Consider the following 4298-nt stretch of genomic DNA (forward strand, 5'->3'; position numbering starts at 1 on the left):
TTTTTCTTAGGCCACTTGAGCCAGACTTTGATTTTAGCATTTTCAACTCGCGTTGTCAATGACTAATTTGTCTGATCTAGATTGACTAGCTCGAGGTTTCAACCCCTTGCTTGTTCAATCATTGTGCGTCTTTGTGGCGCTCAGTTATAATACCATTTTCAATATATACTGTCAACATATATTTTCTTATTTCTTGTTTTCTTTTCCTATTTCCTATTTCCTCTTTCCTAGTTCTTTATCTTTATCTTTTCCTAGTTCTTTATCTTTTCCTTCGAGTTACCACCGGAGAAGAGCTATCAGTTTATTATTACGTGTAATCATGAAGCGTCATAAGGTGAAAATCGAACTCTAGCACTGCCTAGTGCCTAGCTAGATATCAATGTTTGTAATATCAATCGCTTGGTCACTAATGACGGCCAGCCCTGTGTCCCCTTTTAGTTCAGAATTATGAATTATAGTGAATGGTTTGCCCACTTCTTTGGCCAATTTAATATATTTATCTGTAAACTTATAACTAAGGTCGCCATTGATTAGCATTTTAATAGTCCTCTTATCCTTAAGGGCTTCTTTAATTTCCGGGAAAATTGAAGGGTTGGCAACTTGCTTTTTTGATAGTTTGCGAATAACTCGCTCCTTCAATTCCCCTAGATAAAGCATTCTTTCTTCTTTTTTAAGCTCTGGTACTCTCCCGCCTAAGCTGAGGGCTTGTACAAGCCTACTTTTTGGGCTCAATGTCCCGATTTCATTAGCTCTATCCGTTGTCATATGATTTTCCCCTCTTGAATTATTTGGTTACCCTGAATTATGGTTTACGTATCTTCAATATTTGATACCTACCATAAAGGTTTGATATCGTATATAATGTCATAATACATTGTCAAACTGAAAATTGAAGTGATATCCTTTAAGAATCAGGGCAATTTAATAATACAGAGTTAACTCGCCAACCTATAAAACTATAACCCAAAGAAAATTTATTGGCCTGGGGCTATCGAAGCTCCGGGCTTGACTGGAGGTATAAGCGTTATTGATAAAGTATTCGCTGAACAAACTAAACTAATTAAGCCCAACTTTTCCCCTACCCCAAAAAAATGGTCAAACAATGAAGTTACGATAGCTTGGCTCGGGCACGCCAGTTTTTTAATTAATTTTTTTGGTACAAGAATTATCATTGATCCAGCTTTAACCTCAAATATCGGTATAACTCCTATAGGTAACTTTACTATAGGACCTACTCGTTTTGTAGCATCAGCTTTGAAGAGCGACGAAGTTGGCCCGATCGATTTGTTACTTGTATCGCACGCTCATACAGACCACTTTGATTATCCCACATTACGCAAGCTACAATCATCTACCACCTTTGCTGTGACTGCCAAAAATACACTTCCCTTATGGAAAGGCATGAACTATCAATCGATTGATGAACTTCACTGGCAAAATAGCAAGTCTTTTGCCGGTGTCAATGTCAAAGCGATTGAAGGCAAACACTGGGGAGCCCGGATACCATGGAAAAAAGGCATGGAAGCGAATAGTTACCTCTTATCTAAAAACGGCATAAATCTTTTTTTTGGTGCAGATACTGGCTACACGGAATTATTCAGACAACAACTGAACGGGACGCCTATAGACGTAGCCATCATGGGTATTGGCGCCTACTCTCCAAAATCCTTTGAAGCTAGACACGCTACTCCTGAACAGGCTTGGAAAATGGCCGAGGAAATCGCGGCAAAATGGATTATACCCATGCATTGGGGATCGTTCAAACTATCCAAAGAGCCTATGGAAGAACCTATAGCTCGTTTCCGCCAAGCAGCATCCGGTCAAATGGAAAAGGTAGTTATTCAAGAAACAGGAGTTACTTGGATACTTCCTCGTTAATAATCGCAGCTTAGAATCGTGTCCACTCCACCTGCCCGATCTGCTCGATGCAAACATTGCTCACCAAAAGCTTTGCTATCGCCAAATAAAGTACCCTCTCGCATTAAATCAATGTGGGAGGGTACTTCTTGCATTCTAGAACAAAACAACTATATTAAACTGCGCTCTCACTTGGAAGACTTTAAAATTTATTTTAGTATGTGTTTCAATCCTAGCCATGTGTCTATCCGATGAGTTAAAGATTGCTATATAAGGGGATGCCGAGTGCCGACTTGCCATACCTTCCTATTATCAAAAGTTCTGTACCGGTAGGCACTTGCGCTATGGCCAAAATGATTATTAGGGATAACCTAAAAAATCATATGATAGCATTCGATGTAGTTTCTAGTCCCGCATTTCTTAAACATTATTTAGGCCAAACTTTTTCAATACAAATAAGTTCGGGCGGGTTATTAATCTGATTTGTAAAGCAAATATTTGCTACGTTATATTCTTTTTGGTTTAATTTTGTTGTGAAACTTTCTAAAGCTTCTTTTTCTCTTTTCCCCTGTTCATGTCCTGGATATAGTATAAGTAATATAATTCCATTCGGCTCGAGTATATCTAAACATTTCTGTACTGCTACTATGGTAGTTTCCTTTTTTGTAGTGATTTCATGATTCCCTTTAGGTAGATATCCCAGATTAAACATTACTAATTTGACATTTTCTTTTATATAGTTATCAATATTTTGGTGACCATCAAGGATTATTTCAGCTCTTTCAATAAAATTCAGTTCCTCGAGCTTCTTTCTTGTATTCTTAATAGCATCTTCTTGAATATCAAAACCATATACCTTGCCCTTTTCGCCAACTAAACGGCATAAAAATGCAGTATCATTTCCATTTCCCATAGTGCAATCAACTACTGTTTCACCACTTATCAATTTTGCTTGGCATATTCTTTTTGCTATCTCAACAACATTAATAAAAATATTCTTCCTAGCATCAAATTCACTTTTCGTAGAGAATTCGATGCTAGAAATTGAATCTGAACTCAATAAACCACTTCCTTATCTTTTGATAAATCCAGTAATAATTCTCAATAGAACGGCCTCTTAAAGATTAGATGTATCAACGATTTGAATTAGGTGATGATCCATATGCCTTAAGTAATCTTCAATTAGCTCGGCTAGCGTCATAGATTTATTATCGCCGATATCACACAGATATAAAAGTTTTTCCTCAGGGATCTTTGAAATGACTCTAACGATATGTTTATTCAGAGTCGTCCAAAAACCTACAATTTCAGAAGTTGGTATACTTTGATAATCTTGAATCGAAACCCAGTTGTTTTGATTATAAGGCACGACTATATACGGTTGCTTTTCAGACTGGATTGTTATAAACCGATACAGGTTATTGGTAGCAGAATCGCATAGATGCCCCAGAGTTTCTTTTTTCGACCACCTGTTTAATAGCCGTGTTGAAAATTCCAGTTCCGAAAACTGTTTAACTCTGATTGGTAGCGCCTCGATTAGATAATTTAGCCTTTCGATAATTTTCTTCATTACCCCACTCCTACCTGCATCAATATTTTAAAAACCAGCTAGCTTCATAAGTTTTCCAGTCACTCCCACTGGCGTCGACTTGGACCCCAAACCAATCCTATTTACAATTCTAATAGTTCAAAACCAGTAATGGGGTCAACTTTTCTCAGTGCCGATGAGTTCTTCAGTTCAAAAATAATTACTTCGCCGATATGCCAAATTGTGATACCTTCCTTTGTACACCCTGTAACTGTTTCTATATTACGCCCCAAAGCAGCATGTAGATGTAGTTTGTGTCAACACCGCCAAGAAAAGATATTTCTTTCTACAATTCAACATCAGCAGATTATTTCCTTCCAAAACATTTGAAATAACCCAAGTAAAACACTGCAACACAGAGTCCCTACCACGGACTTGATGACAGCATTGAGCGCCAGAAGATTCTCTGCTCAGCAATACCTGAGACCGCATACACAATTAGTTCAAATTCCTCCTAATTTGTCACCCTAATACCAACAATGTCAGTCATTACCCAATTATAAGCATTCCTACAGCCAGTGCCACCCTCGCACTGAACTCCAGCCAATTGCTGTTGTATCATAGCCATAAAGACAACAACCATCTTTGTCACCTCCTTCAACTATTCAAATAGAACGTTCCCGAAATAAAAAGCAGCCAACTTCTGTCAACTGCTTTGATTTGGAAAAGGTATCTTCAAATTTACTTGCCTGGATACAAGAAGTGGCGTCGCAAATGACGTTTAATCGCTACAAATCCCATAGCTACACGGACAATGAGCCCTGTACATCGCCTTCCAGCATTGCAGTTGCTGTCGCTCTTGGCTATGCGCAGTAATTCCATAGGCTAGCCCCTTGGCTAAGGATACTATCCC

5 protein-coding genes are annotated in these 4298 nt (G+C 38.3%); 1 reads left to right on the top strand and 4 read right to left on the bottom strand.

Annotated elements, in window-relative coordinates:
- Window positions 1-369 precede the first annotated feature (369 nt).
- Window positions 370-765, bottom strand: a complete 396-nt coding sequence (locus tag DSBG_RS21230) for a YueI family protein (RefSeq protein ID WP_083237021.1) — start codon at window positions 763-765, stop codon at window positions 370-372.
- 240 nt (window positions 766-1005) lie between these two features.
- Here DSBG_RS21230 and DSBG_RS21235 point away from each other — a divergent pair, with 240 nt between their 5' ends.
- Window positions 1006-1878: an MBL fold metallo-hydrolase gene (locus DSBG_RS21235; protein ID WP_068966965.1), complete on the top strand. Its 873-nt coding sequence runs from the start codon at window positions 1006-1008 to the stop codon at window positions 1876-1878.
- 406 nt (window positions 1879-2284) lie between these two features.
- On the opposite strand, the gene mnmM is transcribed toward DSBG_RS21235, so the two are convergent.
- The 3 genes from mnmM to DSBG_RS24165 form a co-directional block, all read right to left on the bottom strand.
- On the bottom strand, window positions 2285-2917 hold the full coding sequence (gene mnmM, locus DSBG_RS21240; RefSeq protein ID WP_282434246.1) for a tRNA 5-(aminomethyl)-2-thiouridylate-methyltransferase MnmM: 633 nt from the start codon (window positions 2915-2917) through the stop codon (window positions 2285-2287).
- A 57-nt stretch (window positions 2918-2974) separates the two neighbouring features.
- Window positions 2975-3427, bottom strand: coding sequence for a DinB family protein (locus tag DSBG_RS21245; RefSeq protein WP_068966967.1), 453 nt, complete (start codon window positions 3425-3427; stop codon window positions 2975-2977).
- A gap of 472 nt (window positions 3428-3899) precedes the next feature.
- A complete protein-coding gene (locus DSBG_RS24165) occupies window positions 3900-4028 on the bottom strand; it encodes a hypothetical protein (RefSeq protein ID WP_282434247.1) in 129 nt (42 codons plus the stop codon).
- Between the last annotated feature and the right edge of the window lie 270 nt (window positions 4029-4298).

It is taken from the genome of Desulfosporosinus cupriresistens, from assembly GCF_001707885.1.
Lineage (GTDB): Bacteria > Bacillota > Desulfitobacteriia > Desulfitobacteriales > Desulfitobacteriaceae > Desulfosporosinus.